Source organism: Luteimonas terricola (assembly GCF_004352845.1).
GTDB classification, from domain to species: Bacteria; Pseudomonadota; Gammaproteobacteria; order Xanthomonadales; family Xanthomonadaceae; genus Luteimonas; species Luteimonas terricola.
This window is the reverse complement of the sequence record NZ_SJRX01000002.1, coordinates 146,948-171,492: the sequence shown is the minus strand read 5'-3', so window position 1 is coordinate 171,492 and position 24,545 is coordinate 146,948. Positions and strand designations below refer to the sequence as shown.

The 24,545-nt window shown below is 67.1% G+C and carries 18 protein-coding genes, 2 tRNA genes and 3 rRNA genes; 15 read left to right on the top strand and 8 right to left on the bottom strand.

Annotation, left to right across the window (positions count from 1 at the left end; translation table 11 throughout):
• Window positions 1–4 precede the first annotated feature (4 nt).
• Window positions 5–535, bottom strand: coding sequence for an inorganic diphosphatase (gene ppa / locus E2169_RS05490; RefSeq protein WP_132985618.1), 531 nt, complete (start codon window positions 533–535; stop codon window positions 5–7).
• 241 nt (window positions 536–776) lie between these two features.
• Here ppa and E2169_RS05485 point away from each other — a divergent pair, with 241 nt between their 5' ends.
• Both E2169_RS05485 and E2169_RS05480 read left to right on the top strand, forming a co-directional pair.
• Window positions 777–2,351 (top strand): M91 family zinc metallopeptidase, encoded by a 1,575-nt coding sequence (locus E2169_RS05485; RefSeq protein WP_165942338.1) that lies wholly within the window; start codon window positions 777–779, stop codon window positions 2,349–2,351.
• Between the two features lie 211 nt (window positions 2,352–2,562).
• Window positions 2,563–3,102, top strand: coding sequence for a hypothetical protein (locus E2169_RS05480; protein WP_132985616.1), 540 nt, complete (start codon window positions 2,563–2,565; stop codon window positions 3,100–3,102).
• 361 nt (window positions 3,103–3,463) lie between these two features.
• On the opposite strand, the gene E2169_RS05475 is transcribed toward E2169_RS05480, so the two are convergent.
• Window positions 3,464–5,494, bottom strand: a complete 2,031-nt coding sequence (locus tag E2169_RS05475) for a sodium-translocating pyrophosphatase (protein WP_132985615.1) — start codon at window positions 5,492–5,494, stop codon at window positions 3,464–3,466.
• A gap of 196 nt (window positions 5,495–5,690) precedes the next feature.
• Between E2169_RS05475 and E2169_RS05470 the strand changes: the two genes are divergently transcribed.
• Window positions 5,691–6,221, top strand: a complete 531-nt coding sequence (locus E2169_RS05470; RefSeq protein WP_229659084.1) for a hypothetical protein — start codon at window positions 5,691–5,693, stop codon at window positions 6,219–6,221.
• A gap of 9 nt (window positions 6,222–6,230) precedes the next feature.
• On the opposite strand, the gene E2169_RS05465 is transcribed toward E2169_RS05470, so the two are convergent.
• Window positions 6,231–7,487, bottom strand: coding sequence for a 6-phosphofructokinase (locus E2169_RS05465; RefSeq protein WP_132985614.1), 1,257 nt, complete (start codon window positions 7,485–7,487; stop codon window positions 6,231–6,233).
• Between the two features lie 126 nt (window positions 7,488–7,613).
• Between E2169_RS05465 and E2169_RS05460 the strand changes: the two genes are divergently transcribed.
• The 3 genes from E2169_RS05460 to E2169_RS05450 all read left to right on the top strand — a co-directional run bounded on the left by E2169_RS05460 (window position 7,614) and on the right by E2169_RS05450 (window position 10,239).
• Window positions 7,614–8,180 carry an adenylate kinase gene (locus E2169_RS05460; protein ID WP_132985613.1) on the top strand — a complete coding sequence of 189 codons (567 nt, stop codon included), beginning with the start codon at window positions 7,614–7,616 and terminating at the stop codon, window positions 8,178–8,180.
• Window positions 8,177–9,589 carry a UDP-N-acetylmuramate:L-alanyl-gamma-D-glutamyl-meso-diaminopimelate ligase gene (gene mpl / locus E2169_RS05455; RefSeq protein ID WP_268236921.1) on the top strand — a complete coding sequence of 471 codons (1,413 nt, stop codon included), beginning with the start codon at window positions 8,177–8,179 and terminating at the stop codon, window positions 9,587–9,589. The genes E2169_RS05460 and mpl overlap by 4 nt, the downstream gene beginning before the upstream one ends.
• Before the next feature lie 74 nt (window positions 9,590–9,663).
• The gene (locus tag E2169_RS05450; RefSeq protein ID WP_132985612.1) at window positions 9,664–10,239 is read left to right on the top strand and encodes an LON peptidase substrate-binding domain-containing protein; all 576 of its coding nucleotides are present in this window, start codon (window positions 9,664–9,666) and stop codon (window positions 10,237–10,239) included.
• Here E2169_RS05450 and E2169_RS05445 read toward each other — a convergent pair.
• The gene (locus E2169_RS05445) at window positions 10,236–12,296 is read right to left on the bottom strand and encodes a bifunctional DedA family/phosphatase PAP2 family protein (RefSeq protein WP_132985611.1); all 2,061 of its coding nucleotides are present in this window, start codon (window positions 12,294–12,296) and stop codon (window positions 10,236–10,238) included. The genes E2169_RS05450 and E2169_RS05445 overlap by 4 nt on opposite strands.
• On the opposite strand from E2169_RS05445, the gene E2169_RS05440 reads away from it, so the two are divergent.
• The 3 genes from E2169_RS05440 to E2169_RS05430 all read left to right on the top strand — a co-directional run bounded on the left by E2169_RS05440 (window position 12,288) and on the right by E2169_RS05430 (window position 15,178).
• Window positions 12,288–12,953 (top strand): protein kinase family protein, encoded by a 666-nt coding sequence (locus E2169_RS05440; protein ID WP_132985610.1) that lies wholly within the window; start codon window positions 12,288–12,290, stop codon window positions 12,951–12,953. The two genes, E2169_RS05445 and E2169_RS05440, sit on opposite strands and share 9 nt — an antisense overlap.
• A 157-nt stretch (window positions 12,954–13,110) precedes the next feature.
• Window positions 13,111–13,926, top strand: coding sequence for an SDR family oxidoreductase (locus E2169_RS05435; RefSeq protein WP_132985609.1), 816 nt, complete (start codon window positions 13,111–13,113; stop codon window positions 13,924–13,926).
• Window positions 13,927–13,936: 10 nt separating this feature from the next.
• Window positions 13,937–15,178, top strand: coding sequence for an acetylornithine transaminase (locus tag E2169_RS05430; protein ID WP_132985608.1), 1,242 nt, complete (start codon window positions 13,937–13,939; stop codon window positions 15,176–15,178).
• A 24-nt stretch (window positions 15,179–15,202) separates the two neighbouring features.
• Here the strand turns inward: E2169_RS05430 and E2169_RS05425 are convergent, their stop codons facing one another.
• From E2169_RS05425 to thiE, 3 genes are read right to left on the bottom strand one after another with little or no spacing between them, the layout of a single operon-like run.
• A complete protein-coding gene (locus tag E2169_RS05425) occupies window positions 15,203–15,817 on the bottom strand; it encodes an HAD-IA family hydrolase (protein ID WP_132985607.1) in 615 nt (204 codons plus the stop codon).
• Window positions 15,814–17,106, bottom strand: a complete 1,293-nt coding sequence (gene hemL / locus E2169_RS05420; RefSeq protein WP_132985606.1) for a glutamate-1-semialdehyde 2,1-aminomutase — start codon at window positions 17,104–17,106, stop codon at window positions 15,814–15,816. The genes E2169_RS05425 and hemL overlap by 4 nt, the downstream gene beginning before the upstream one ends.
• Before the next feature lie 30 nt (window positions 17,107–17,136).
• Complete coding sequence (gene thiE, locus E2169_RS05415) at window positions 17,137–17,778, bottom strand: thiamine phosphate synthase (RefSeq protein WP_132985605.1); 642 nt, start codon at window positions 17,776–17,778, stop codon at window positions 17,137–17,139.
• 21 nt (window positions 17,779–17,799) lie between these two features.
• On the opposite strand from thiE, the gene E2169_RS05410 reads away from it, so the two are divergent.
• Window positions 17,800–18,039 carry a rubredoxin gene (locus E2169_RS05410; protein WP_370465095.1) on the top strand — a complete coding sequence of 80 codons (240 nt, stop codon included), beginning with the start codon at window positions 17,800–17,802 and terminating at the stop codon, window positions 18,037–18,039.
• 40 nt (window positions 18,040–18,079) lie between these two features.
• Here E2169_RS05410 and E2169_RS05405 read toward each other — a convergent pair whose 3' ends face one another.
• On the bottom strand, window positions 18,080–18,535 hold the full coding sequence (locus tag E2169_RS05405; protein ID WP_132985603.1) for a DUF192 domain-containing protein: 456 nt from the start codon (window positions 18,533–18,535) through the stop codon (window positions 18,080–18,082).
• Between the two features lie 661 nt (window positions 18,536–19,196).
• Between E2169_RS05405 and E2169_RS05400 the strand changes: the two genes are divergently transcribed.
• From E2169_RS05400 to rrf, 5 genes are all read left to right on the top strand, one after another.
• Window positions 19,197–20,741 (top strand): 16S ribosomal RNA (locus tag E2169_RS05400).
• 98 nt (window positions 20,742–20,839) lie between these two features.
• Window positions 20,840–20,915: transfer RNA gene (locus tag E2169_RS05395), tRNA-Ala, on the top strand.
• A 15-nt stretch (window positions 20,916–20,930) separates the two neighbouring features.
• Window positions 20,931–21,007: transfer RNA gene (locus E2169_RS05390), tRNA-Ile, on the top strand.
• Between the two features lie 230 nt (window positions 21,008–21,237).
• Window positions 21,238–24,119 (top strand): 23S ribosomal RNA (locus tag E2169_RS05385).
• A 178-nt stretch (window positions 24,120–24,297) separates the two neighbouring features.
• Window positions 24,298–24,411, top strand: a 5S ribosomal RNA gene (gene rrf / locus E2169_RS05380).
• The 16S, 23S and 5S rRNA genes sit together here with 2 tRNA genes alongside, the layout of an rRNA operon.
• Window positions 24,412–24,545: the final 134 nt, after the last annotated feature.

The following is a 24,545-nucleotide window of genomic DNA, read 5'->3' as shown; positions in this document are numbered from 1 at the left end:
GGCCTTACTGCTGGTGGTAGCGCTCCATCGCCTCGGCCAGCAGCGCCTTGGCCTCGATCGCGTCGCCCCAGCCTTCGAGCTTCACCCACTTGCCCTTCTCCAGGTCCTTGTAGTGCTGGAAGAAGTGGCCGATGCGCTCCAGCCAGTGGCCGGAGACCTGCTTGATGTCGGTGATGTGCGCGTAGCCGGCGAAGACCTTCGGCTCCGGCACCGCCAGCAGCTTCTCGTCGCTGCCGGCCTCGTCGGTCATCTTCAGCACGCCCACCGGGCGGCAGCGGATCACCGAGCCCGGCACCAGCGGCAGCGGCAGGATCACCATCACGTCGGCCGGGTCGCCGTCGCCGCAGACGGTGTTCGGCACGTAGCCGTAGTTGCAGGGATAGCGCATGGGCGTCGACAGCACGCGGTCGACGAAGATCGCACCGGACTCCTTGTCGACCTCGTACTTGACGGGCTCGGCATCCTTCGGGATCTCGATGATGACGTTGATCTCGTCGGGCGGGTTCTTGCCGGTGTTGACGTGGTCCAGGCCCATGGTGGCTCCAGTTGTGCGGCCGCGGGAAAGCCTGCGGGCCGCGAAAGGGGGGGGGGGAAGGCCGCCCATTCTACGCGTCGCTGTTGCGACGCACCAAAGGGCGCGGGGCAGGGCGCCGGCCATGCTGTCGGGACACGTTCCGGGGCCGGGGCCGACCCGAGGTCGGGTACGCCCCAGCTTGGTGCTCGATGGCAGGGGGATTAAACAGTACGCCACCGTATCCACAACGAGAGTCCCCGGCATGAGCATCCAGTCCGCCAGTTTCGATCCCGGCGCCAGCGCCATCGCCCAGTTCGAGCGTGCGGGCTATTGGAACAATCCCGACGCCCCCCACCAGCACGACCACGGCCCCGAGGCCCTGGGCAGCGAGGCCCCGGCGCCGCGCCTGATCGATGTCGACGGCGCGGACGCCGTGGACGCCCAGCCGGAGTCCGCGCAGGGCGAAGGCCAGAAGATCGACGGCGGCTCGGACAACCCGGCCGAGCGCAGCCAGCGCAGCACCGTGGACGGGAAGCCCGTCGTCGTCGACCCGCTGTTCTCGGGCAAGGGCGTCGAGGTTGCCCGCGAACGCACCATCGACGCCTGGAACCGGATCAGCAGCGACCAGCTGGTGTTCACCACCGGCGCGGCCGACGACCACTTCGGCGTCACCCAGCGCGACAACGGCACGCTCGACGTCACCATCAACGGCGAAAGCTACGAGGTCCGCATCGACCAGGGCCAGGAGCTGACCATCCGCGCGGGTGCCGGCGATGACGTCATCGAGGTCGCACCCAACGTGACGGTCAACATCGTGGTCGAGGGCGGCGACGGCGACGACACCATCACCACCGGTGCCGGCGACGACCGCATCGACGGAGGTGCGGGCAACGACACCATCTTCTCCGGCGCGGGCCGCGACGACATCTTCGGTGGCAGCGGCGACGACGTGATCGTCGGTGGCGAGGGCGTCAACATCATCCACGGCGGCGATGGCAACGACGAGATCACGGCCGGACCCGGCACCAACTTCATCGAGGGTGGCGCGGGCGACGACGTGATCCACGGCGGTGGCAAGAGCGACATCCTGTCCGGTGGCCTCGGCAACGACCGCATCAACGTGGGCGAAGGCAAGAGCACGGTCTACACCGGTGCGGGAGATGACACAGTCGAGGGGGCTGGCGTCAACGCCACCGTCTATGCCGAAGTCGGCGACCTGATCAACGCCGCCACCGGCGCCAAGCCGACGGTGGTCAACGTCGCCATCGACGCAAGCGCCGGCCACACCATCAAGGTCGAGGGTTCGGAAGGCTTCGTGCAGCGCATCCAGGCCGAGCTGGACTTCCTGCGCGCGTCCCCCGTGGGGCAGCAGATGCTCGCCGAGTTCGACAAGGCGGCCGACGTGAAGGGCAACACGGTCACGATCAAGGAGCTGGCCAACGAGCAGAACGGTTATGCCCAGACCTTCAGCCGCGACGCCGACATCGTGAACGGGCGCGCCGGCGCCGGCGGCAACGTCGACATCGTCTACAACCCCTCTTTCCACATGGACCAGTTCCCGGCGCCCGTCGTGGTGCTGTACCACGAGATGTCGCATGCCTATAACGGCGTGAACGGTACCTTCCAGCCTGGCGAGTACACCGGCCCGGGTCCGGACAACGGCATTGCCAACGCCGAGCGCCAGGCCGTGGGCCTCGAGACCAGCGCACCCGCCTACGACTTCGACGGCGACCCCGCCACCCCGCCGACCACTGCCAACCCGGACCACCTGACCGAGAACGGCATCCGCGAGGAGTTGGGCATGCCGGATCGCCCGAGCTACGCCCTCGAGTTCTGAGCAGCCTGGAGGGACATCCGTCCAACGCGCAGCCTGCGTTCACCGCAGGCTGCGCGCTTTCGGTCATCCTGAGCGGAATCAACGAGGACACAGGTGAGGCATGGCCTTGAACACGATCCAACGCGCGGGCGGCGTCCTGGCAGCCGTCCTGTCCGCTGCCGCCGCAATCCCCCATCCTGTCGCCGCCCAGGCGCAAACGGAGTCCGAAGCCGTGAATGAAGAAGAGCAGGTGGCCCGCATCAGCGTCAGCGGGGAGGGCGCCGTGCTCGAGGCCGCCTTCGATCCCGATGGCCAGCGCCTGGCCGTGCGCTACCGCATCAGCAACAGCGGTGACGTGCCCCTGGTCGTCTTCGATCGCGGCGACAGCCATGCGGTGCTGACCAAGCGGCTGGTCGCCGGCGACGTGCCGGCGCCGCGGGTGGAGAACGGCGCGGACGGCCTGACGCTGTCGCATGCCGCGCATGCGCTTCCGGATCCCGCGCCGACGGTGCCGCCGATGCCGCTGGCCACGAAGCTCGGCCCGGGCGAGCGCCTCGACGCGGGCTTCGAGCTCGACCTGTCGCTGTTCTCCGATGCAGCCCGGGTGCGCTGGTGCCTCGGCGTGATGCCCTTCGACGAGGCGGTGTTGAGGCCGGCGACCTCGGCGGGCGACGTCGCCGTCTGGTCGGCGTCCTTCGGCGTCGTCGAGCGCCAGCAACTGCTGTGCACGCCGTGGTTCGACGTTGCGGCGGGGGTGTTCGAGGGCGGGTGAGGGCGGGTCGTGTGGCGCAGCGATTTCCGCTGCTTCCTTCGCCATGCGTCGCCGTGAGCTGGAGGGCCTCCCGGTCACGACGGGGCTCGGCTTCGGTTGCAATGCGCAGGTTCGCGGGCTTTGCTCCCGGGCCCGGCGTACTGGTGCGCACCGGGTGCCAAGGCCCTTGAGAGCGAAGTCAAGGAGGAGGCGATGGCCGCAGGCCAGCGCCGGGGGACATGAGCACTCAAGGGCCTTGGCATCCGGCGCCCGAGGGTATCAATGGCGCGCCAGTCCCCCAGTCGGGAGAAGAACCAAAGAAAAGCGGCCCCGGGGCCGCTTTTCCGTTGCCATGCCGGAACCTTCCCGGCGGGTGCCGCTCTTACAGCAGCGGCACCAGCAGCAGCGCCACGATGTTGGTGACCTTGATCAGCGGGTTGATCGCAGGGCCGGCCGTGTCCTTGTAGGGATCGCCGACGGTATCGCCGGTGACCGCGGCCTTGTGCGCCTCCGAGCCCTTGCCGCCGTGGTGGCCTTCCTCGATGTACTTCTTGGCGTTGTCCCAGGCGCCGCCGCCGGTGCACATCGAGATCGCCAGGAACAGGCCGGTCACGATCGTGCCCATCAGCAGGCCGCCCAGCGCGTCCGCGCCCAGCGTCAGGCCGACGATGATCGGGATCGCCAGCGGCAGCAGCGAGGGGATGACCATTTCCTTGATCGCCGACCTGGTCAGCAGGTCCACCGCGCGGTCGTACTGCGGCTTGCCGGTGCCCTCCATGATGCCGGGGATCTCGCGGAACTGGCGGCGTACTTCCTCCACCACCGCGCCGGCCGCGCGGCCGACGGCCTGCATGGCCAGCGCGCCGAACAGGTAGGGGATCATGCCGCCGATCAGCAGGCCGATCACCACGTTCGGGTTGTCGATGGAGAAGTTCACCGCGGTGCCGGACGCCTCCAGCTTGTGCGCGTAGTCGGCGAACAGCACCAGCGCGGCCAGGCCGGCCGAACCGATCGCATAGCCCTTGGTCACCGCCTTGGTGGTGTTGCCCACGGCGTCGAGCGCGTCGGTGGTCTCGCGGATCTCCGGCGGCAGGCCGCTCATCTCGGCGATGCCGCCGGCGTTGTCGGTGATCGGGCCGTAGGCGTCGAGCGCCACGATCATCCCGGCCATCGACAGCATCGAAGTCGCGGCGATCGCCAGGCCGTACAGGCCGGCGATGTCGTAGCAGCACCAGATCGCCGCGGCCACTGCGATCACCGGCGCCGCGGTCGACTTCATCGACACCGCGAGGCCGGCGATGACGTTGGTGCCGTGGCCGGTTTCCGAGGCCTTGGCGACCTGCTGCACCGGCGCGTACTCGGTGGCGGTGTAGTACTCGGTGATCACCACCAGCGCCGCCGTCAACACCAGGCCGACGATCGCGCACCAGAACAGCGGCATGGCGTACGCGGCATCGAACATGCTGTGGGTGATGAACCAGAACGCGATCGCGGCGAGCACGCCGGACACGCCCAGGCCGCGGTACAGCGCGTTCATGATCTTGCCGCCCGGCCGCACCTTGACGAAGAAGGTGCCGATGATCGAAGCGACGATCGACGCCGCGCCCAGCACCAGCGGGTAGACCACGCCGGTCCAGCCGTAGGTGGCGAAGAAGATGCCCGCGACCAGCATCGAGGCGATGATGGTGACCGCGTAGGTCTCGAACAGGTCGGCCGCCATGCCGGCGCAGTCACCGACGTTGTCGCCGACGTTGTCGGCGATCACCGCCGGGTTGCGCGGGTCGTCCTCGGGGATGCCGGCCTCGACCTTGCCCACGAGGTCCGCGCCCACATCGGCGCCCTTGGTGAAGATGCCGCCGCCAAGGCGCGCGAAGATCGAGATCAGCGAGGAGCCGAAGGCCAGGCCGATCATCGGCTGCAGCGCGGCCTCCACCGCCAGCGCGTCGCGACCGTCGCCGATCACGTACATGAAGTAGCCGGCCACGCCCAGCAGGCCCAGGCCGACCACCAGCAGGCCGGTGACCGCGCCGCCGCGGAAGCTGACCGCCAGTGCCTCGTTCAGGCCGACGGTGGCCGCCTGCGTGGTGCGCACGTTGGCGCGCACCGAGACGAACATGCCGATGAAGCCGGCCAGGCCCGAGAGCAGGGCGCCGATGGCGAAGCCGATCGCGGTCGGCCAGCCCAGCGCCGGCACGAAGCCGATGACCAGGAACAGCACCACGCCGACGATGGCGATGGTGGTGTACTGGCGGCGCAGGTAGGCGCCCGCGCCTTCCTGGATGGCCGCCGCGATCTGCTGCATGCGTTCGCTGCCCGTGGGCCGCGCCAGGATCCAGCGCGCGGAGAAGATGCCGTAGGCGATCGCCAGACCGGCACAGGCAAGTGCCAGCCACAGTGCTTGTTGCTCGAGCATGAAACCCTCCCCAGGGTGTGGTCGGAGAAAATGTGAAGAACCCGGAACCGCCCGACTATGGCACAGGGCCATCACCGCGTATTGCCGCGCCGCAGCGCGGCCGCGACCCCCTCGTGACGGCCGCTCGACGGGGCGTGGAGGATCGATTCAGCCGCCGCGTGCCAGCCTGCCGTCCCCGTTCCACCGGACTGATGCCATGCGCTTCGCCCAGCCCCCCCTGCTTGCCGGTGTCGCCGCCATTGCCCTCGCCTGCGCGGCCGGCCAGGCCCTCGCGGCCGACCCCGCGCCCGAGATCACGCGCCCGGCGGCCACGCCGCAGGCGGTCGGCGTGGTGCACACGCTGCGCCAGATCCCGGAGGCCTGCGCGCGCATCGAGGGCGCGTTCACCGGCGACTCCGCCGAGCCCTATCGCTACGCGGTGGTGCGCACCCGCCCCAACTGCCAGCCGCGCGCGCGCTTCGTCGATGCCGCCAAAGCGCAGCCGTCTGAGGCCGCCGGCTGGGTGTTCAACGACCTGCTGCGCGTGCCGAGCGTCGAGTGCCCCTCGCAGCAGGCCGTGGTGCGGGTCTGGCGCAAGCCGGTCGACCAGACCGTCGAGCTCGACGGCCAGGGACAGTCGCGGATCTACATCGAAGAGGCGAAGCGGGCCGCCGCCGCGGGCACGATCGCCGCGATCCCGATGTACGCCGCGGAGATGGGCGTCGAAGGCAAAGCCTGCAGCCGCTGATCCAGGCGGTCAGCCTTCCCAGGCCGGGAGCTTCTTCGCCACCGCGGCATTCTTCAGTTCGACGTACTTCGGCAGGCCGTCGCGCCCGTAAGGCGGATATGCCTCGCCGCGGATCAGCGGCTCCAGGTAGGCGCGCGCGGCGGCGGTGATGCCGTAGCCGTCGCGGCGGATGAAGCCCTTCGGCATGGTCTTTTCGCGGTTGGCGATCCGGTCCAGCGGCGCGGGTTCGATCTTCCAGCGATAGGGCGCGTCGGAGGTGCGGATGATTGCCGGCATGGTCGCGTTGCGGCCCTCGAGCGCGTAGCGCACCGCGGCCTTGCCCACGGCCAGGGCCTGGTCGAGATCGGTCTTCGAAGCGATGTGGCGCGCCGAGCGCTGCAGGTAGTCGGGCAGCGTCCAGTGCACCTTGAGGTCGAGGCGGTCCTTCACCCGGCCGGCCAGGTACGAGGCCACGCCGCCGAGCTGGGTATGCCCGAAGGAATCCTTGCCGCCGCCGGCGTCCGCGACGAAGCGGCCGTCGGCGGTGCGGATGCCCTCGCTGGCCACCACCACGCAGTAGCCGACGCGGTCGACCACTTTCTGCACGCGGGCCAGGAAGTCGTCCTCGTCGTAGGCGCGCTCGGGGAACAGGATCAGGTGCGGTGCGGCGTCCGGGCCGTCACCGGCCAGGCCCGCGGCGGCGGCGAGCCAGCCGGCATGGCGGCCCATGGCTTCGTAGACGAAGACCTTGGTCGAGGTGTCGGCCATGGCGGCGACGTCCAGGGCGGCCTCGCGCACGGAGACCGCGGTGTACTTGGCCGCCGAGCCGAAGCCCGGGCAGCAGTCGGTGACCGCCAGGTCGTTGTCGACGGTCTTGGGCACGCCGATGCAGGTCAGCGGATAGTCGAACTCCGCGGCCAGCTGCGAGACCTTGTTGGCGGTGTCGGCGGAGTCGTTGCCACCGTTGTAGAGGAACCAGCGCACGTCGTGGGCGCGCAGGACGTCGAGCAGGCGCTCGTACTTCGGGCGGTCGTCCGCGAGCGACTTGAGCTTGTAGCGGCAGGAGCCGAAGGCGCCGCCGGGGGTGTGGGCCAGGGCACGGATCGCGGCCACCGGCTCCTTCGAGGTGTCGATCAGCTCCTCGCGCAGGGCGCCAAGGATGCCGTTGCGGCCGGCCAGTACGCGCACCTTGCGGGCGCGGGCCTCGGTGATGACCGCCGAGGCGGTGGCGTTGATGACGGCGGTGACGCCGCCGGACTGTGCGTAGAAGAGGGTCGCTCTGGGCATCTCGGGTCCGGGGAAAAAGGGGTTCAGGCCGGGGGGGCGATTACGGTAAGCTGGCGCGGTCGTGGCCGCAGGCGGTGGATTCTACGCTCCGCGCCGTCCACGCCCCGCGATCAAATGGAGCGTTCGATGCGACTGGTACTGCTGGGTGCGCCGGGTTCCGGCAAGGGAACGCAGGCGACCCGCCTGAAGGAGCACCTGCAGGTGCCGCATGTGTCGACCGGCGACCTGCTGCGCGCCGAAGTGAAGGCCGGCAGCCCGCTGGGGCTGCAGGCGAAAGAGGTCATGGCCCGCGGCGAGCTCGTCTCCGACGCGATCCTGCTCGGCATGCTCGAGGATCGCTTCTCGCGCGACGACGTCGCCAACGGCTTCATCCTCGACGGCTACCCGCGCAACCTTGCGCAGGCCGCGGCGCTGGATGCGCTGCTCGAGCGCATCGGCCAGCCGATGGACGCCGCGGTCCAGCTCGAGGTCGACAACGAGCTGCTGATCGACCGCCTCGCCGGCCGTGCCCAGGCCGAAGGCCGCGCCGACGACAACCCCGAATCGGTGCGCAAGCGCCTGCAGGTCTACGACGAGCAGACCGCGCCCGTGATCGGCTATTACCGCGACGCCGGCAGGCTCGGCGTGGTCGACGGCGTCGGCACGCTGGACGAGGTCTTCGCCCGCATCCTGGCCGCGCTCGAACGGCCTTGAAGCTCCACATCCTCGGCATCGCCGGCACCTTCATGGGCGGGGTGGCGGCGCTGGCGCGCGAGCTCGGCCACGACGTCGAGGGCAGCGACCAGGCGGTGTATCCGCCGATGTCGACCCAGCTCGAGCGGCTGGGCATCGCGCTGCGGCAGGGCTACGACCCGGCCAACATCTCGCCCGACTGCGACCAGGTGGTGATCGGCAACGCGCTGTCGCGCGGCAATGCCGCGGTGGAGCACGTGCTCGACCACGGCTTGGCGTATACGTCGGGGGCGGAGTGGCTGCGGGACAAGGTGCTGCCCGGGCGCGACACCATCGCCGTGGCCGGGACGCACGGGAAGACGACCACGACCACGATCCTCGCCTGGCTGCTGGAGGCGGCGGGGCGGCATCCCGGGTTCCTGATCGGTGGGGTCGCGGAGGATTTCGGGGTGTCGGCGCGGGTGGGGGGAGATCCCGCCCACGCAGCCCCACGCCGAGGCCTGGAGAACTCCCCCTTCGTCGTCGAAGCCGACGAGTACGACACCGCCTTCTTCGACAAGCGCTCGAAGTTCGTGCACTACCGGCCGTTGGTCGCCGTGCTCAACAACCTCGAGTTCGACCACGCCGACATCTTCCCCGACCTGGCCGCGATCCAGCGCCAGTTCCACCACTTCGTGCGCACCGTGCCCGGCCGCGGCCGGCTGGTGGTCAACGGCGAGGATCCGCACCTGGCCGAGGTCCTGGCCATGGGCTGCTGGACGCCGGTGCTGCGCTTCGGGATCGATGCCGGGCAGGGTGCGCCGCTGGACTGGCGCGCGCGGCTGCTCGCCGATGACGGCAGTGCCTTCGAGGTGCTGAAGGCCGGCGAGGTCGTCGGCGAGGTGCGCTGGCCGCTGCTTGGCCGCCACAACGTGATGAACGCGCTGGGCGCGCTGGCCGCCTGCGACGCGGTGGGCGTCGATGTCGCGTCGGTGCTGCCGGCGCTGTCCGCCTTCCGCAGCGTCAAGCGACGCATGGAACTGCTCGGCGAGGCCGGCGGCATCGGCGTCTACGACGATTTCGCCCACCATCCCACCGCCATCGCCACCACGCTCGAAGGCCTGCGCGCGCAGGTCGGCGCGGCCGGCCGCATCGTGGTGGCGATGGAGCCGCGCAGCAATTCCATGCGGCTGGGTGCGCACGCGGCGGCGCTGGCGCCCTCGCTGGCGCTGGCCGACGCGGTGGTGTTCCTGCACCGGCCGGAGCTGGAGTGGGACGCCGGCGCGGTGGTCGGCGCGCTTGGCGGCCAGGCCGTGGCCGTGCCCGATGCCGACGCGTTGCTTGTCACCTTGCAGGCCATGGCGCGTGCAGGCGACCGCGTGGTGTTCATGTCCAACGGCGGCTTCGATGGCGCGCCGCGACGCTTCCTGGCGCTGCTGCGCGACGGCTGACATGCGCGTGTGCGTGGCGGCGATGCCGCCCGTGCGCTTCGCGCGCAAAGTGCCGGGCGCGTAAACTGCGGCCGATGGTCGAAACCCGGATACTCCCGCTGTTTCCGCTCCAGGCCGTGCTGGTCCCCGGCGCGGCGCTCGGCCTGCGCGTGTTCGAGCCGCGCTATCTCGACATGGTCGGCGAATGCGGCCGCAACGACGGCGGCTTCGGCGTCTGCCTGATCGCCGAGGGTGGCGAAGTGGGCGCGCCCGCGGTCCCGGCCGAGTTCGGCACCGAGGCGCTGATCGAGGACTTCGGCACCGACGACGATGGCCTGCTGACCCTGCGCGTGCGCGGCGCGCGCCGGTTCCGCGTGGCGAGCACCGCGGTGCGCGGCAACGGCCTGGTCGAAGCCGAGGTCGAGTGGCTCCGGGATGATCCGGCCCGCGCCCGCCTGCGCCCGCAGCACGCGCTGCTCGGGACCCTGCTGGAACGCATCTTCGACCAGGTCGGCCGGCCGCCGGGGGTCGACCCGGACTTCGACGATGCCGCCTGGGTCGGCTGGCGCCTGCTCGAACTGCTGCCGATGCCGGAGGAGCGCCGTGCGGGACTGCTCGCGGTAGACGATCCGCATGCACGGCTCGACGGCCTGCTGGCGCTGATCGGCTAGGGGCCGGCCCCCGCGATCATCGGCGTGCGCAGCCGCAGCACCTGCACGCCCGAGGCCGGGTGCGGGTCTTCGCGCAGGTCCAGCCCCTCGAGGTCTTCGCGCAGCAGGGCGTAGGCGCCGGCGGTATCGGCTTCGGGCGACCACAGCCCGAACAGGTCGAAGGGCCGCGCGTGGACCAGGGTCTGCACGGTGCCGATCCACAGCGGCGTGCCGTCGCGCGGCTGCCGCGGCGCGCGCCACAGGCGCAGGGCGAGGACGCGGCCGTCATCGAGCGTGCGTCGCAGCAGCAGCGCTTCGGCGCTGGCGCCCAGCGTCGCCGGCAGCACCTTTTGCGCAAGCGCCGGGGTGTCGTCGTCGAGCAGGAGCAGGGTGTCGCGCCAGTCCGCCTGGGACTGGACGTCCCAGCCCCGCGACTCGAGGTGAAGCTCGAGGGGCGCCAAGGGCCCTGCGACCTGCACGTCCAGCGGCCAGCGGCGGCTGGCGTCGCGCTCGTTGCGCTGCCAGGGCAGGGTCGCCCAGCCGTCCTGCCACCAGCTGGCGAGGTCGATGTTGGCCGGCGGCGGCGCGGGCGCGAAGCGGTCCAGCATCGGATCCACCGCGCGCGGGGCGTGCCACAGCGCCGTCACCAGGAAGGCGCCGTAGAACAGCGCTGCCAGCGGCCGCATCCAGAACGAGCGCGCCACGTGGCGGCGGTAGGCGATGCCCAGCGCCAGCAGCCAGGCGATGCCCAGCAGCATTCCACCGACCAGGTCGGTGAGCCAGTGCGCGCCGAGGTACAGCCGCGCGAAGCCCAGCACCGCGACCACTGCGCCGGAGACCAGATAGGGCCAGACCCGCTGCCGGCCCGGCAGCTCGCGCGCGATCAGCACGGCGAAGAAGCCGAAGGTGATCGTGGTCATCGTCAGCCCCACCGACGGGAAGCCGAAGCCGCTGAGCGCGGTCGGTGGCCGCGGCATGTCGATCGCCGCCTCCAGCGCCGCGGTCAGCACCAGGCCGAAGGCCAGCGCCGCCAGCCAGTGTGCGGCCGCCATCCAGCGCCGGCGCCACAGCAGCCACAGGGTGGACAGCGCCACCGGCAGACCCAGCACCACCGGGTCGCCGATCGAGGCCAGCCCCGCCATCAGCCGGTCGGCCAGCGGGTTGCGCAGCGCGTACATGGCGTCGTGGATGCGCAGGTCCAGCGCCAGCGGTCCGCCGCGCGCAAGCATCGTCGCCAGCAGGGTGAACCAGGCGACGCCGATTGCCAGCAGGCAGGCCGCCAACAGCGCCAATGATGCCGATTCGGGGCGGTTGGGCGAGATCAGCGCCGCGGCGTAGCGGCCCAGGCGCGGATGGTCGCGGGTCCAGCGCAGCGCGCGAGCGAGCAGGGCATCGGCATGGTTGGCGAACCAGCGGTAGGTGTAGAGCACCAGCGCCCAGGCCAGCGCGATCGCCGCCAGCAGCGCGCCGACTACCAGCGCCAGGCGGTCGGCCACCGCGGCCACGGCCTCATAGGCTTCGCCAAGCAGCCAGCCCGGGCCCAGGAACAGCACCGCCCAGGTGATCGCCGCCACCACGCTCGCCGGCACGTAGCGGCGCAGCGGCATGTGCGACATGCCGGCGATCGCGGGCACGAAGGGACGCACCGGGCCGACGTAGCGGGCGATGAAGATGCCCTTGATCTCGTTGCGCCGGAACAGCACCTCGGCGCGCTCGAGCAGCTGCGGGTACTTGGCGAAGGGCCAGGTGGCGCGCAGCTGCGGGCCCCAGCGGCGGCCGATCCAGTAGCTGCTGGCATCGCCGGCAAAGGCGCCCAGCGCAGCGCAGGCGATCGCGTAGGGGCCGGAGATCTCGCCGAAGCCGATCAGCACGCCGATCGCGAACAGCATCGGCAGCGCCGGAACCACGGCGCCGAGCACGATCACGGCGTCGCAGAACGCGATCAGGAATATGGCGACGCCGGCGGCCACGGGATGGGCGCCGATCCAGGCAACAAGTGTGTCGAACCAGGCGCTCACCGCCGCGATTATGGCAGCCGGCGCCTGCGTTGCGCCGCCTACAATGCGGACATGGATCATTCGGGTTCAGTCGAAGTCGCCGCGTTGAAGGCCGACAGCTTCGGTCGCATCGCGCTGATGCGGACCGGGGATGGCGCGCCGTTCGTCCGCCGCGACCTCCGCCACGTGCCATGGTGGCTGCGCTTGCCGGCCTGGTGGCTGGCGCGTCGCGAGGCCCGCGGGTTGCGGACGGTCGCCGGCATGGCCGACGTGCCGCAGCTGCTGGCCTGGGACGGGCGCGTGCTCGACCGCAGCTACATGGCCGGCGACGCCATGTACCAGCGCCCGCCGCGCGGCGACATCGCCTACTTCCGCCGCGCGCGCCGGCTGCTGCAGCAGCTGCATCGGCGCGGACTGGCCCACAACGACCTCGCCAAGGAGGCCAACTGGCTGGTGCTCGAGGACGGCCGCCCGGCGCTGATCGACTTCCAGCTTGCTGTGCGCGGACGCCCGCGCTCGCGCTGGATGCGCCTGCTGGCGCGCGAGGACCTGCGCCACCTGCTCAAGCACAAGCGCACGTACTGCCCCGGGGCGATCACCCCGGTCGAACGCCGGGTGCTGCGCCGCACGTCGTGGGTGCGTGAGGCCTGGTTCGCCACCGGCAAGCCTGTCTATCGCTTCGTCACCCGCCGGATCCTCAAGTGGGAGGACAACGAGGGCCAGGGCCCGAAGCCCTGAGCGCTCGTCTCATTCCCACCTGGCGCCATTCTCCCGCAGGAGCAGCTACAGCTGCGACCTCAGCCGTATCATCGGGTCGCAGCTGCAGCTGCTCCTGCAGGCATGCAGGCAGCTGCATGGCCAGGCCGATCCGCCCTTCCCAGCCCCGGTGCCATCCATGACCACCCTCGTCGGCAAGACCCTCTTCATCACCGGAGCCTCCCGCGGCATCGGCCTCGCCATTGCGCTGCGTGCCGCGCGCGACGGCGCCAACGTGGCCGTCGCCGCAAAGTCGGACGTTCCCAACCCCAGGCTGCCCGGCACCATCCACACCGCGGCGAAGGCGATCACCGAAGCCGGCGGCCAGGCCCTGGCGCTGAAATGCGACATCCGCGAGGAAGACCAGGTGCGGGCCGCGGTCGCCGCCACCGTCGACACCTTCGGTGGCATCGACATCCTGGTGAACAACGCCAGCGCCATCTGGCTGCGCGGCGCGCTCGATACGCCGATGAAGCGCTTCGACCTGATGCAGCAGGTCAACGCCCGCGGCAGCTTCCTTTGCGCCCAGGCCTGCCTGCCCTACCTGCTCGAGGCGCCGAATCCGCACATCCTCACGCTGGCGCCGCCGCCGTCGCTGGATCCGAAATGGTGGGGGTCGCATACCGGCTACACCCTGGCCAAGATGGGCATGAGCTTCGTGACCCTGGGCCTGGCGGCGGAGTTCGGGCCGCAGGGCGTGGCGGTCAACGCGCTGTGGCCGCGCACCATCATCGGCACCGATGCGCTGAACATGATTCCGGGCGTCGAAGCGGCGAACGGCCGCAGCCCGGAGATCGTGGCCGACGCTGCGCACGCGGTGCTGGTGCGCGAGGCCCGCGGCTTCAGCGGCAACTTCCTCATCGACGAAGATGTGCTGCGCGAGGCCGGCGTGACCGATTTCGACCGCTACGCGCCCGATGCGGCGCGGCTGCTGCCCGACCTGTTCCTCGACTGAGTCCGACCACATGCACGTCGACCCCGACCCCGACCCCGACCCCGACACCCTGATCGCGCTGGGCGACCGGCACTACCTGCCCGTGTACCGCCAGCGCCGCCTGGTGCTGGACCGGGGCCGCGGCGCCCGCGTCTGGGACACCGAAGGGCGCGAGTACATCGATTTCTCCGCCGGCATCGCCGTGTGCGGCCTGGGCCATGGCGATCCGGACCTGATCGCGGCCCTGGTCGAGCAGGCCGGGCGGCTCTGGCACACCAGCAACGTCTTCCACAGCGAGCCGCCGCTGCGCCTGGCGCAGGAGCTGGTCGAGGCCTCGCGCTTCGCCAGGCGTGTGTTCCTGTGCAGCTCCGGTGCCGAGGCCAACGAGGCGGCGATCAAGCTCGTGCGCAAGTGGGCCGCCGCGCAGGGCCGCGAGCCGGCGCGGCGCACCATCGTCACTTTCCGCGGCAGCTTCCACGGCCGCACCCTGGCCACCGTCACCGCCACCGCGCAGCCGAAGTACCAGGCGGGCTACGAACCGCTGCCCGGCGGCTTCCGCTACGTGGACTTCAACGCCATCGACCAGCTCGAGGCCGCCATGGCCGATGGCGACGTCGCCGCGGTCATGCTCGAGCCCGTGCAGGGCGAGGGTGGAGTGATGCCCGCGGCGCCCGGCTTCATGCAGGCCGTGCGCGCGCTGTGCGATCGCCATGGGGCCCTGCTGGTGCTGGACGAGATCCAGAGCGGCATGGGCCGCACCGGCGCGCTGTTCGCGCACTGGCACGACGGCGTGGTGCCCGATGTCGTCACCCTGGCCAAGGCGCTGGGCGGCGGCTTTCCCATCGGCGCGATGCTCGCGGGGCCGAAGGTGGCCGATGCGATGCAGTTCGGCGACCACGGCAGCACCTTTGGCGGCAATCCGCTGGCGGCCGCGGTGGCGCGGGTCGCGCTGCGCAAGCTGTCATCGGAGGCGGTCCTGGCCAACGTGGTCCGCCAGGAGGCCGCGCTGCGCGCCGGCATCGAGGCGATCAATGCCGAGTACGGCCTGTTTTCGCAGGTGCGCGGCCGCGGGTTGATGCTCGGCGCCGTGCTGAAGCCCGGGTTCGCCGGCCGCGCGGGCGAGATCCTGGACCTGGCCGCTGGATGCGGCCTGCTGCTGCTTCAGGCCGGCCCCGACGTGCTGCGCTTCGTGCCCGCGCTGACCATCGATGATGACGAGGTGGCCGGGGGCCTGGCGTGCCTCCGCAAGGCGCTGGCGGGATTCGTGCGGTAAAGGCGCCCGAAAGGCGCCCGCCGCTCAGGCCAGGCCGTAGCGCTTCAGCACGCGTCGCAGCGAGCGCGCATCGCCAGCGGTGTCGGCGTGCAGGCCTGCACGCCGGGCGCCCTGCACGTTGCTGAACCTGTCGTCCACGAACAGGGTGCTGGCCGCATCCCAGCCGAGGCGCTCCAGCGCGTTCAGGAAGGTCGCGGGATCGGGCTTGCGCATCGCCAGCGAGCCGCTGGTCAGGACCCTGCCTTCGAACCGGTGCGATACCGGCGCGATGATTCCCGGGATCGCGCGCTCCATCAGCGGGCCGTTGTTGGTCAGCACGCCCAGGGGCAGGGCCTCGTCGAGTGCGGCCACGCAGGCCAGCACATCGGCGTCGGCCACGGTGCAGGCGAGGCGAGATGCGAGCCACGTGTCCTCGTCGAGCGGGCAGCCGAGGCCCTCGCCAAGGCGGCCGAGGTAGGTGGCGGTATCGACCCGCCCGCTGTCGTACTCCGTTTCCAGGCCCGAGGCGAACAGCACGTCGTGCACCCGTCCGGGGTCACAGCCGGCGTGTCCGGCCAGTGACGCGAGTCGCAGGGGGTGCGCGTACCGCGCCAGGACGCCGTCGAAGTCGAACAGCACCTGGCGGATGCGTGGCCTCACCCGGCGGCGACCACCCGGAAGGCTTCGCGCGCGGCGGCCAGCGTGGCCTCGACCACCGCTTCGTCATGCGCGCTGGAGATGAAGCCGGCCTCGTAGGCCGACGGGGCCAGGAACACGCCGCGCTCCAGCATCGCGTGGAAGAAGCGCTTGAATGCAGCGGTGTCGCAGGCGATCGCATCGGCGTAGGTGTCGACCTTCCGGTCGGTGAAGAACAGGCCGTACATCGCGCCGACGCGGTTGGTGGTCAGCGGCACGCCGGCATCGCGTGCGGCCGCTTCCAGCCCGTCGCACAGCGCGTTGGAGGTGGCCTCGAGGCGGTCGTGGAAGCCCGGCTCCTGGACCAGCTCCAGCATCGCCAGGCCCGCGGCCATCGCCACCGGATTGCCGCTGAGCGTGCCGGCCTGGTAGATCGGGCCCGCGGGGGAGATCTGCTGCATCAGGTCGCGTCGGCCGCCGTAAGCGCCGACGGGCATGCCGCCGCCGATGATCTTTCCGAAGGTGGTCAGGTCCGGGGTCACGCCGTAGCGCGCCTGCGCGCCGCCCAGCGCGACCCGGAAGCCGGTCATGACCTCGTCGAAGATCAGCAGCGCGCCGTGCTGCGTGCACAGCTCGCGCAGGTGCTGCAGATAGCCCTCGCGCGGCGGCAGGCAGTTGGCGTTGCCGACCACCGGCTCGATGATCACGGCCGCGATCTCGTCGCCGATCTCCCCGAACAGCTGCGTCGCGCCCTCGAAGTCGTTGTAGCTGATGGTCGAGGTCAGCTCGCTGAGCCCGGCGGGCACGCCTGGCGAGGTCGGCACCCCCAGGGTCAGCATGCCGCTGCCGGCCTTGACCAGGAAGGAGTCGCCGTGGCCGTGGTAGCAGCCCTCGAACTTGAGGATGCGCTGGCGCCCGGTGGCGCCGCGGGCCAGCCGGATCGCCGACAGCGTGGCCTCGGTGCCGGAGTTGACCATGCGCACCATCTCGCAGGACGGCACCAGCCGGGTGATCGTCTCGGCCATGGTCACCTCGGCCGGGCAGGGCGCGCCGAACGACAGGCCGCTGCCGATCGCCGCCTGGACCGCCTCGCGCACCCTGGGATGGTTGTGGCCGACGATCATCGGCCCCCATGAACCCACGTAGTCGATATAGCGGTTGCCGTCGACGTCGTGGAGGTAGGCGCCATCGGCGCGATCGACGAAGAACGGTTCGCCGCCGACCGATGTGAACGCGCGGACCGGGGAATTGACGCCGCCGGGGATCAGTTCGCGGGCGCGGGAAAAAAGGGCCTGTGACTTCTCATGCTTCATCGCAACTCGATTCCTGTCTGTCGGTGTGAGCTAGAACGCCTGCCGATACGCGCGGGCCGCGGCCGCGGGATCGGGCGCGTCGAATACGCCGCTGATCACCGCGACCAGGTCCGCGCCGGCCTCAATCACGATCCGGGCATTGTCCGGCGTGATGCCACCGATAGCCACCCGAGGCAGGCCGAATCCGGCCGCGCTGCTCAGCAGCTCCGGCGTCGCGCGCCGCGCCAGCGGCTTGGTCGGCGACGGGAAGCAGGCGCCGAACGCCAGGTAGCTGGCACCGGCCGCGGCCGCGGCTTCGGCCGTGGCCAGGCTGTCGTAGCAGGAGGCGCCGATGATCGCGTCCTCACCCAGCGCCGCGCGCGCCGTGCGCAGGTCGCCATCGCTTTCGCCCAGGTGCGCGCCGTCTGTGCCACAGGCAAGCGCAAGTCGCCAGTCGTCGTTCACCAGCAGCGGCACGCCGCGCTCCCGGCACAAGGGCAGCAGCGCGGCGACCTGTTCACGTGCAAGCACGGCGTCGGCGCGCTTGTTGCGGTACTGCAGCAGCGCGGCGTGGTCGATCACCGCCGACACCCGGGCCAGCAGGCGTGCGGTGTCGGTGTCGTCGGGCGTCAACAGATACAGTCCGCGCCCGATCGTTCGGACACTGGACGGCGGCACGTTCACGTCTGGCATCGCGTGGTTTCCTGTCAACAGGTGGAGTGGGACAATGGCGGCCCGCGCATCCCGCGCTTGCCGCCCGATTATCCGATGAACGAGTCCGCCACCGCCCTGCGCACCTGGATGTGCGTCGTCTGCGGCTTCATCTATGACGAAGCCCAGGGGCTGCCCGAAGAAGGCATCGCGCCGGGGACGCGCTGGGAAGACGTGCCGGAGACCTGGACCTGTCCCGACTGCGGCGTCACCAAGGACGACTTCGAGATGATGGCGCTCTGACGCCTGCCCTGGTGTTGCCGACGCCCGCCAACGCCGGGGGTCAGCGCACGGGCGCCGTGATGCCCGGCCCGAGTTCCAGTACCGCCCCGTCCTCGAGGCCCAGCCGGCGCGCTTCGCCGGCGTTGAGTTCGAGTACGTACAGCGCCGGGCCGCGGCTGGGGTAGGGCGGGCAGCGATCGCCCGCTGAACACGGCGGCACGCTCCGTTGTTGCGATACCAGCCGCAGCGAAGCGTCGAAGTACAGGATGTCGAGCGGGATCCGCGTGTTCTTCATCCAGTACGCCAGGCGCTCTTCGCGGTCGTGGATGAACAGCATGCCGTGGCCCTCCGCGAGAACGTCGCGGAACATCAGGCCGCGCGCGCGCGCCTCGTCGTCGACGGCCACTTCCACGCGATAGCGCTCTCCGGCGAGCTCCACCCAGCGCGCATCGCTCGCGCAGGCGCTCGCGAGCAGGCTGGTGCAGCACAGCAGTGCGGCGATGAATGGGATGCGCATGGGCGTTCCGGCCTTTATAGGAGGATCAGCGACCAACAGTCTTGGAGCCGGCGGCGGCGGTCAAGCCCTTTGCACCGCACCCCCTTCCCAAAACGATTCCGGCACTGCACAATGCGCGCCCCGCCACGGTGCGGTCGACACAGTCGGCGACCAGAAGCGGGGGAGGACGAAAAAGACCGCTTCACAGGGTGTTGACGTTCTCCAAAACCGCGCTAAGATGTGCGGCTCCCCAGACGGAACGGCCTTCGGGCCACAACGGAAAGGGAGGCTGAAATCAACCCCCCAACAAGGTGTTGACGGACGCGAAAGTCGCACTACAATGTGCGGCTCCCCAGACGGAACGGCCTTCGGGCCAGAACGGAAAGGGACGCTGAAATCAACCCGAAACAGGGTGTTGACGGAAGCAAAAGCCGCGCTATAATGGGCGGCTCACCCCGGCGGAAACGCCAGGGGCTGCGGAGAAGGCGCTGAGGCCTCTCCAACGATCTTTGACAGTGTGCGCAGGTGACTTGTGCGGGCGTCTGGCAAGTGGATGGTTGTCCATATTGCAGACGTTCGTAACAAGAGCAACAAATCAATCAAATGCAGAAATGCAAGCGAGTGGTTCGAGCTCAGGTAACGACGACTGCACTCAAAGCTTTGGACTTCGGTCCGAAAAATTTAAGTGAAGAGTTTGATCCTGGCTCAGAGTGAACGCTGGCGGCAGGCCTAACACATGCAAGTCGAACGGCAGCACAAGGGAGCTTGCTCCCTGGGTGGCGAGTGGCGGACGGGTGAGGAATACATCGGAATCTGCCTATTTGTGGGGGATAACCTCGGGAAACCGGGACTAATACCGCATACGACCTACGGGTGAAAGCAGGGGACCTTCGGGCCTTGCGCAGATAGATGAGCCGATGTCGGATTAGCTAGTTGGAGGGGTAACGGCCCACCAAGGCGACGATCCGTAGCTGGTCTGAGAGGATGATCAGCCACACTGGGACTGAGACACGGCCCAGACTCCTACGGGAGGCAGCAGTGGGGAATATTGGACAATGGGCGAAAGCCTGATCCAGCCATGCCGCGTGAGTGAAGAAGGCCTTCGGGTTGTAAAGCTCTTTTGTTGGGAAAGAAAAGCAATCGGCCAATACCCGGTTGTTCTGACGGTACCCAAAGAATAAGCACCGGCTAACTTCGTGCCAGCAGCCGCGGTAATACGAAGGGTGCAAGCGTTACTCGGAATTACTGGGCGTAAAGCGTGCGTAGGTGGTTCGTTAAGTCTGATGTGAAAGCCCTGGGCTCAACCTGGGAATTGCACTGGATACTGGCGGGCTAGAGTGCGGGAGAGGATGGCGGAATTCCTGGTGTAGCAGTGAAATGCGTAGATATCAGGAGGAACATCCGTGGCGAAGGCGGCCATCTGGACCAGCACTGACACTGAGGCACGAAAGCGTGGGGAGCAAACAGGATTAGATACCCTGGTAGTCCACGCCCTAAACGATGCGAACTGGATGTTGGGGACAATTGAGTCTTCAGTATCGAAGCTAACGCGTTAAGTTCGCCGCCTGGGGAGTACGGTCGCAAGACTGAAACTCAAAGGAATTGACGGGGGCCCGCACAAGCGGTGGAGTATGTGGTTTAATTCGATGCAACGCGAAGAACCTTACCTGGCCTTGACATGTCGAGAACTTTCCAGAGATGGATTGGTGCCTTCGGGAACTCGAACACAGGTGCTGCATGGCTGTCGTCAGCTCGTGTCGTGAGATGTTGGGTTAAGTCCCGCAACGAGCGCAACCCTTGTCCTTAGTTGCCAGCACGTAATGGTGGGAACTCTAAGGAGACCGCCGGTGACAAACCGGAGGAAGGTGGGGATGACGTCAAGTCATCATGGCCCTTACGGCCAGGGCTACACACGTACTACAATGGGAAGGACAGAGGGCTGCAAACCCGCGAGGGCAAGCCAATCCCAGAAACCTTCTCTCAGTCCGGATCGGAGTCTGCAACTCGACTCCGTGAAGTCGGAATCGCTAGTAATCGCAGATCAGCATTGCTGCGGTGAATACGTTCCCGGGCCTTGTACACACCGCCCGTCACACCATGGGAGTCTGTTGCACCAGAAGCAGGTAGCTTAACCTTCGGGAGGGCGCTTGCCACGGTGTGGCCGATGACTGGGGTGAAGTCGTAACAAGGTAGCCGTATCGGAAGGTGCGGCTGGATCACCTCCTTTAGAGACTAAAGACAGCTAATTGCCTGTCAGGCGTCCGCACAAGTGACCTGCATCCAGGAGTTCCAAGGCGAAAGCCGGGAACCGACCCCTTTTTTTACGGGGCCATAGCTCAGCTGGGAGAGCACCTGCTTTGCAAGCAGGGGGTCGTCGGTTCGATCCCGACTGGCTCCACCATGCTGGACGAACATTGGGTCTGTAGCTCAGGTGGTTAGAGCGCACCCCTGATAAGGGTGAGGCCGGTGGTTCGAGTCCTCCCAGACCCACCACCCCTGGATGATCTGCGCACACACTAAAGATTTGAATCGGATTGGCATTGTGGCCGGTCCGTGTTCTTTGAAAATCAGGGACGTAGCGAGCGTTTGAGACGAATATCCAAACGTGTCGTTGAGGCTAAGGCGGGGCCCTGGAGGCCCTGAATGAAATTGAGTGGTTATATTCACGTCCATGTTTTGTACGCATGGACTGCATATGGCTCCGAGGCGACTTGGGGTTATATGGTCAAGTGAATAAGCGCACACGGTGGATGCCTTGGCGGTCAGAGGCGATGAAGGACGTGGCAGCCTGCGAAAAGTGTCGGGGAGCTGGCAACAAGCTTTGATCCGGCAATGTCCGAATGGGGAAACCCACTCCGCAAGGAGTATTGCATGGTGAATACATAGCCATGCAAGGCGAACCCGGGGAACTGAAATATCTAAGTACCCGGAGGAAAAGAAATCAACCGAGATTCCCCTAGTAGCGACGAGCGAACGGGGAGCAGCCCAAAAGTTGTTCCGGTTCTAGCAAAACAGTCTGGAAAGACTGGCCGTAGAAGGTGACAGCCCTGTATGCGAAAGGGCCGGAATGATGATAAGTGAGTAGGGCGGGGCACGAGAAACCCTGTCTGAACATGGGGGGACCATCCTCCAAGGCTAAATACTCCTGACCGACCGATAGTGAACCAGTACCGTGAGGGAAAGGCGAAAAGAACCCCGGTGAGGGGAGTGAAATAGACCCTGAAACCGTGTGCGTACAAGCAGTAGGAGCCCTTCGGGGTGACTGCGTACCTTTTGTATAATGGGTCAGCGACTTACTGTTCGTGGCGAGCTTAACCGTATAGGGGAGGCGAAGGGAAACCGAGTCTGATAAGGGCGCATAGTCGCGGGCAGTAGACCCGAAACCGGGTGATCTAGTCATGCCCAGGGTGAAGGTACCGTAACAGGTACTGGAGGCCCGAACCCACTCCCGTTGCAAAGGTAGGGGATGAGGTGTGATTAGGAGTGAAAAGCTAATCGAACCCGGAGATAGCTGGTTCTCCTCGAAAGCTATTTAGGTAGCGCCTCGCACGAATCTTCTTGGGGGTAGAGCACTGTTATGGCTAGGGGGTCATTGCGACTTACCAAACCATTGCAAACTCCGAATACCAAGACAGAATATGCGGGAGACACACGGCGGGTGCTAACGTTCGTCGTGAAAAGGGAAACAACCCAGACCCACAGCTAAGGTCCCAAATTTACTGCTGAGTGGAAAACCATGTGGAAAGGCACAGACAGCCAGGAGGTTGGCTTAGAAGCAGCCATCCTTTAAAGAAAGCGTAATAGCTCACTGGTCGAGTCGGTCTGCGGGGAAGATTTAACGGGGCTAAGCAGTGAACCGAAGCTTGGGGTGCATAACTTTGTTATGCGCGGTAGAGGAGCGTTCCGTAAGCCGTTGAAGGTGGATTGAGAAGTCTGCTGGAGGTATCGGAAGTGCGAATGCTGACATGAGTAACGATAATGGGGGTGAAAAGCCCCCACGCCGAAAGCCCAAGGTTTCCTTGCGCAACGTTAATCGACGCAGGGTGAGTCGGCCCCTAAGGCGAGGCAGAAATGCGTAGTCGATGGGAAGCTGGTTAATATTCCAGCACCTCGCACAAGTGCGATGGAGGGACGGAGAAGGCTAGGTCTACCGGGCGTTGGTTGTCCCGGGGAAAGCAGGTAGGTGGATCCCTTAGGCAAATCCGGGGGGTCATCAACACCGAGCAGCGAGACGAGTCCATTAGGACGAAGTGATTGATGCCACGCTTCCAGGAAAATCTCCTAAGCTTCAGCTTGTGCAGACCGTACCGTAAACCGACACAGGTGGGTAGGATGAGAATTCTCAGGCGCTTGAGAGAACTCGGGTGAAGGAACTAGGCAAAATGGTACCGTAACTTCGGGAGAAGGTACGCCCCCTTTGGTGGCCACATGCGTGGCTTGGCTGAGGGGGGCCGCAGATACCAGGCCGCTGCGACTGTTTATCAAAAACACAGGACTCTGCAAACACGAAAGTGGACGTATAGGGTCTGACGCCTGCCCGGTGCCGGAAGGTTAATTGATGGGGTCAGCCGCAAGGCGAAGCTCTTGATCGAAGCCCCGGTAAACGGCGGCCGTAACTATAACGGTCCTAAGGTAGCGAAATTCCTTGTCGGGTAAGTTCCGACCTGCACGAATGGCGTAACGATGGCGGCACTGTCTCCACCCGAGACTCAGTGAAATTGAAATCGCTGTGAAGATGCAGCGTTCCCGTGGCAAGACGGAAAGACCCCGTGAACCTTTACTATAGCTTTACACTGAACGTTGAGTTCGTCTGTGTAGGATAGGTGGGAGGCTGTGAAACTGTGGCGCTAGCTGCAGTGGAGCCATCCTTGAAATACCACCCTGTCGTGCTTGACGTTCTAACCTAGGTCCGTTATCCGGATCGGGGACCGTGTATGGTGGGTAGTTTGACTGGGGCGGTCTCCTCCCAAAGAGTAACGGAGGAGCTCGAAGGTACGCTCAGCGCGGTCGGACATCGCGCACTGTGTGCAAAGGCATAAGCGTGCTTGACTGCAAGATCGACGGATCAAGCAGGTACGAAAGTAGGACTTAGTGATCCGGTGGTTCTGTATGGAAGGGCCATCGCTCAACGGATAAAAGGTACTCCGGGGATAACAGGCTGATACCGCCCAAGAGTTCATATCGACGGCGGTGTTTGGCACCTCGATGTCGGCTCATCACATCCTGGGGCTGTAGTCGGTCCCAAGGGTATGGCTGTTCGCCATTTAAAGTGGTACGCGAGCTGGGTTCAGAACGTCGTGAGACAGTTCGGTCCCTATCTGCCATGGGCGTTGGAGATTTGAGAGGGGCTGCTCCTAGTACGAGAGGACCGGAGTGGACGAACCCCTGGTGTTCCGGTTGTCACGCCAGTGGCATTGCCGGGTAGCTACGTTCGGAAGCGATAACCGCTGAAAGCATCTAAGCGGGAAGCGCGCCTCAAGATGAGATCTCCCGGGGCACAAGCCCCCTGAAGGAACCATCAAGACTAGGTGGTTGATAGGCTGGGTGTGTAAGCACAGCAATGTGTTGAGCTAACCAGTACTAATGATCCGTGTGGCTTGACCATATAACCTCAAGTGGCCTTGGACTCGACGACGCGTCGATGTTCGGACCAAACAAAAGTTCGCTACGTCCCTAACTTATTCGCCGACGGCGGAGCTGTGTCATGGCTCCGTTCAGAGGCAAACCAACGAGAGCGTGTGCGCGTCAAGCCGGTGTATCGGCCCGCGACCCTCCACCCTCTCCCTGGTGACAATAGCTGCGTGGAACCACCCGATCCCATTCCGAACTCGGAAGTGAAACGCGCATGCGCCGATGGTAGTGTGCATCTAGCATGCGAGAGTAGGTCATCGCCAGGGTTTTACCCCAAAACCCCGCAGCCACGGCTGCGGGGTTTTTCTTGTCTGCTGTTTTGAAACCTGCGCGTCGAGTAACCCTCGGATGTCCAAGGTGTCAGCGGTGGCACGTGAGACGTAGCGCTGACATGGAAGCC

What these genes read in the sequence shown, in the direction of transcription:
- ppa (WP_132985618.1), bottom strand. Translation starts at nt 535, where the DNA reads ATGGGCCTGGACCACGTCAACACCGGCAAGAACCCGCCCGACGAGATC.
- E2169_RS05485 (WP_165942338.1), top strand. Translation starts at nt 777, where the DNA reads ATGAGCATCCAGTCCGCCAGTTTCGATCCCGGCGCCAGCGCCATCGCC.
- E2169_RS05475 (WP_132985615.1), bottom strand. Translation starts at nt 5,494, where the DNA reads ATGCTCGAGCAACAAGCACTGTGGCTGGCACTTGCCTGTGCCGGTCTG.
- E2169_RS05470 (WP_229659084.1), top strand. Translation starts at nt 5,691, where the DNA reads ATGCGCTTCGCCCAGCCCCCCCTGCTTGCCGGTGTCGCCGCCATTGCC.
- E2169_RS05465 (WP_132985614.1), bottom strand. Translation starts at nt 7,487, where the DNA reads ATGCCCAGAGCGACCCTCTTCTACGCACAGTCCGGCGGCGTCACCGCC.
- E2169_RS05460 (WP_132985613.1), top strand. Translation starts at nt 7,614, where the DNA reads ATGCGACTGGTACTGCTGGGTGCGCCGGGTTCCGGCAAGGGAACGCAG.
- E2169_RS05450 (WP_132985612.1), top strand. Translation starts at nt 9,664, where the DNA reads ATGGTCGAAACCCGGATACTCCCGCTGTTTCCGCTCCAGGCCGTGCTG.
- E2169_RS05440 (WP_132985610.1), top strand. Translation starts at nt 12,288, where the DNA reads ATGGATCATTCGGGTTCAGTCGAAGTCGCCGCGTTGAAGGCCGACAGC.
- E2169_RS05445 (WP_132985611.1), bottom strand. Translation starts at nt 12,296, where the DNA reads ATGATCCATGTCCGCATTGTAGGCGGCGCAACGCAGGCGCCGGCTGCC.
- E2169_RS05435 (WP_132985609.1), top strand. Translation starts at nt 13,111, where the DNA reads ATGACCACCCTCGTCGGCAAGACCCTCTTCATCACCGGAGCCTCCCGC.
- E2169_RS05430 (WP_132985608.1), top strand. Translation starts at nt 13,937, where the DNA reads ATGCACGTCGACCCCGACCCCGACCCCGACCCCGACACCCTGATCGCG.
- hemL (WP_132985606.1), bottom strand. Translation starts at nt 17,106, where the DNA reads ATGAAGCATGAGAAGTCACAGGCCCTTTTTTCCCGCGCCCGCGAACTG.
- thiE (WP_132985605.1), bottom strand. Translation starts at nt 17,778, where the DNA reads ATGCCAGACGTGAACGTGCCGCCGTCCAGTGTCCGAACGATCGGGCGC.
- E2169_RS05405 (WP_132985603.1), bottom strand. Translation starts at nt 18,535, where the DNA reads ATGCGCATCCCATTCATCGCCGCACTGCTGTGCTGCACCAGCCTGCTC.